Genomic DNA, 2,844 nt, shown 5'->3' with positions numbered 1-2,844 from the left:
GCCCCGGGCCCCCCGCCAGTCCGGCACACCGGGCTTCCGGCTCGCCTCTATTGAAGATCATGCGGATTTGATGGAGATCACTCGTGATGATGCAAAGTTTATTCTGGCAACAGATCCTGAGCTTGAATCAGAAAGAGGCGACGCCTTGCGCCACCTCCTGTACCTCTTCGCCAGAGACGAAGCTATCAAACTGCTCAGAGCAGGCTGACCTATTCAGCAGCGACAGTCTCTGGACCATCGCCGCTTTTGCCAGCTTTCTTACGTTGATGCGCCTCAACGGCCTTTTTATCCTCGCCCTCTAACAGCTTCGGATATTCCGGGCTAACAAGACCAGCTGAAATCACCAGCTTTGCGGCATCTTCAACGCTCATGGAAAGCTCGATGATGTCATCGCGCGGTACAAACAGCAAAAAACCAGAGGTCGGGTTCGGCGTGGTTGGCAAGAAGACAGAAACCGTATCCGCTTGCTCTTCCAGATGCGCAGCAACTTCGCCCTTGGTATCTGTGGCAAGAAACACAATCGCCCACAAACCTTTGCGCGGATACTCAACCAGCCCTGCTTTGGTGAAGTTACGCCCGCTGTCATTCAAAACAGTTTCAAAGATCTGCTTCAACGCAGAATAAAGGTTCCGCACCAACGGCATGCGACCAAGAATGGACTCGCCAACGCTGATAAGCGAACGCCCTGCAATGTTAGCTGTCAGGAAGCCGATCACCGTGATTGCGAGCAGCGCTGCAAACAATCCGAAACCTGGAACTTCAACCGGCAGATAATTATCTGGATTGTAGATGGATGGCAGGAAAGGCTTCACCCAACCATCAATCAATTGGATCAAGGACCAACTCAGGTAAAGCGTAATGCCAACCGGGCCTGTAATCACAAGGCCAGTAAAGAAATAGTTCCGCAGCCGCGTCATAAACCCAACGCGCTTCGGCTTTTTATCCCCGTCAGATCCCATCGGCCAAACTTTCATAATTCGGGAACCTTCCGCTTTATATCAGCGACAAGGCGCAGGTATATCCGTGCTTCTTTACGAACTAGTGTATTTTGTCGGTTTTGCAAGTTCCTCTTGAAAAAGAATTCATGCTTCTCATCTAAGAGGGTGGATATGTTAGCCATGGTCGCCGGTTGATGCGCCAATAGCCAAACTCCCACTATTGTCAGCACTCACCAACACGGCGTATAAGGCATATCATGCTTGCCGGAAGTGGAGCTCTCTGTGAAGAAGCTATTCTATATGACGCTTGGATTAGCCCTTGTGGCCACAGGGATTGTTGGCATCTTTTTGCCATTGCTGCCGACAACGATTTTCTTCATCCTTGCAGCAGGTTGCTTTGCAAAGTCCAACCCGCGCCTGGAAAACTGGATCCTGACGCATCCAAAGATCGGACCAAGTGTCATCCAGTGGCAGGAACATAAAGTCATTCCCAAAAGAGCAAAGTTTTTTGCCTTCACAGGCCTTATCTTTGGCTACCTGATGTTCCTGAAGATGTCTCACCCAACAATCCTGCTCGCCGTAGCAGTCGCCCTCATGATGTGCGCCATAGCCGCCTACATAGCCAGCCGCCCCTCCAAACCCCTGGCCACTTGAAAGTCTATACCTCGTAAAAGAGGTTCTGAAACCACATCTCCTAAACAAAAAAACGCGAAACAATAAGCCCCGCGCTTTTGAAAACTGTGGGAGAGTAATAAAGTATCATACCCGCCTTTCCTGCAGATCATAGGTCTGGAAACTCATTTTAATATCTGCGATCAACACCACTGCACATCAGACAGAGATTTTGACCAAATTTAAGACAGATTGGGCTAACACCGGACATTGGAGCGTTTCCATCAATGGTTGAGATCGTTCGCAACGGGGGATTACGAGCATTGCTGAGAGATACTAGGGATTGGTTATGAGAAGTCACTAGCACCTTGGGACTATTCTTGGAGAGCGAATAAGTCTCACACCGAAAAGCTACTCTATTCTCGTGCTGCAACGACTAACGATATTAGCTGTTTGAACTCGCGCCGCGAGATAAAGCGATGCTCGATGCAATACTCGGATTCACGGGTGGTTGCTTCGCGACATGAAAGAATAAGCCGCTCGATAGCCTCTTCACCAGTCATTTTTTCACTGCGGATCAATGATATGAACCGCTTCAAGAACTCAGTGGTGTCTGATTGGTGGATGACAATCGTATTCCATTCCGGGATCACTATGAGTGCCTGATTTCCCAACCCCCACGCCCAGAAAGTCCTCTCAGGCAGACCGGTCTCTGGGCTGGGTATCCACCACAAGTATCCATGCCCCCATCGCAATCCGCCAAAGCCTGTTTCATTGAAATCAGACGTAATGAGGCTTGTCCAGTTTTCTGCAAGAATGTGTTGTCTGTCAGCAAGTCCGCGATTGAGATAGAGACTTCCAACTCTTGCAAGGTCACGCGCTGACATTTTGAACATCGCCGCCCTATGCTCAGACTGCTGAGGATCAAAGATATAAGACACGGCGGAGCGTTCAAAATCTTGCATTCCGACTGGTTGTGCTATCCCGATATCAAACGCCTCTGCAACCTCGGAGCCTGTTGTATTTTCAAAAACAGTCGTCAGCGCGTTATAGTCCCAGTTGTTGTAGGCCCAGATAGTACCTGGCTGGTTTTCTGTGTGTCTCAAACGCCTGTCGATATCTGCTTGCAGACTACCTGATGCGGCAGCCGGGTGGTTAATACCTGAAACACTTTGCAGCAAATGACGCACGGTTGTCTGTCGCTGCAACTCCGTCAGCGAAACCGGGGCGTCATCAATTCCCAGCTCCAGAAGTGTGGCATCAAGGCGTAGTTCGTTTGTAGGCGAAGCCAGTT

At 49.9% G+C, this 2,844-nt stretch carries 4 protein-coding genes; 2 read left to right on the top strand and 2 right to left on the bottom strand.

Annotated elements, in window-relative coordinates; translation table 11 throughout:
• The coding region (locus PPL9_RS32690) for a hypothetical protein (protein WP_057466197.1) at window positions 1-208 on the top strand (208 nt) is incomplete at its 5' end.
• Window position 209: 1 nt separating this feature from the next.
• Here PPL9_RS32690 and PPL9_RS30240 read toward each other — a convergent pair.
• The gene (locus PPL9_RS30240) at window positions 210-959 is read right to left on the bottom strand and encodes a DUF502 domain-containing protein (RefSeq protein ID WP_057466305.1); all 750 of its coding nucleotides are present in this window, start codon (window positions 957-959) and stop codon (window positions 210-212) included.
• Window positions 960-1,238: 279 nt separating this feature from the next.
• Here PPL9_RS30240 and PPL9_RS30235 point away from each other — a divergent pair, with 279 nt between their 5' ends.
• Window positions 1,239-1,592, top strand: a complete 354-nt coding sequence (locus PPL9_RS30235) for a YbaN family protein (RefSeq protein WP_057466196.1) — start codon at window positions 1,239-1,241, stop codon at window positions 1,590-1,592.
• A 374-nt stretch (window positions 1,593-1,966) separates the two neighbouring features.
• Here the strand turns inward: PPL9_RS30235 and PPL9_RS30230 are convergent.
• Window positions 1,967-2,844, bottom strand: an 878-nt coding sequence (locus PPL9_RS30230) for a serine hydrolase (protein WP_082597186.1), incomplete at its 5' end; no start/stop codon positions are given.

This window comes from Pseudovibrio sp. POLY-S9 (genome assembly GCF_001431305.1).
In the GTDB taxonomy this organism is placed as follows: domain Bacteria; phylum Pseudomonadota; class Alphaproteobacteria; order Rhizobiales; family Stappiaceae; genus Pseudovibrio.
The sequence above is the reverse complement of the archived record's forward strand: the minus strand, read 5'-3'. Positions and strand labels throughout refer to the sequence as shown.

Excerpts from the sequence above, each read along its gene's own strand:
- PPL9_RS30240 (WP_057466305.1), bottom strand. The coding sequence starts at position 959 with ATGGGATCTGACGGGGATAAAAAGCCGAAGCGCGTTGGGTTTATGACG.
- PPL9_RS30235 (WP_057466196.1), top strand. The coding sequence starts at position 1,239 with ATGACGCTTGGATTAGCCCTTGTGGCCACAGGGATTGTTGGCATCTTT.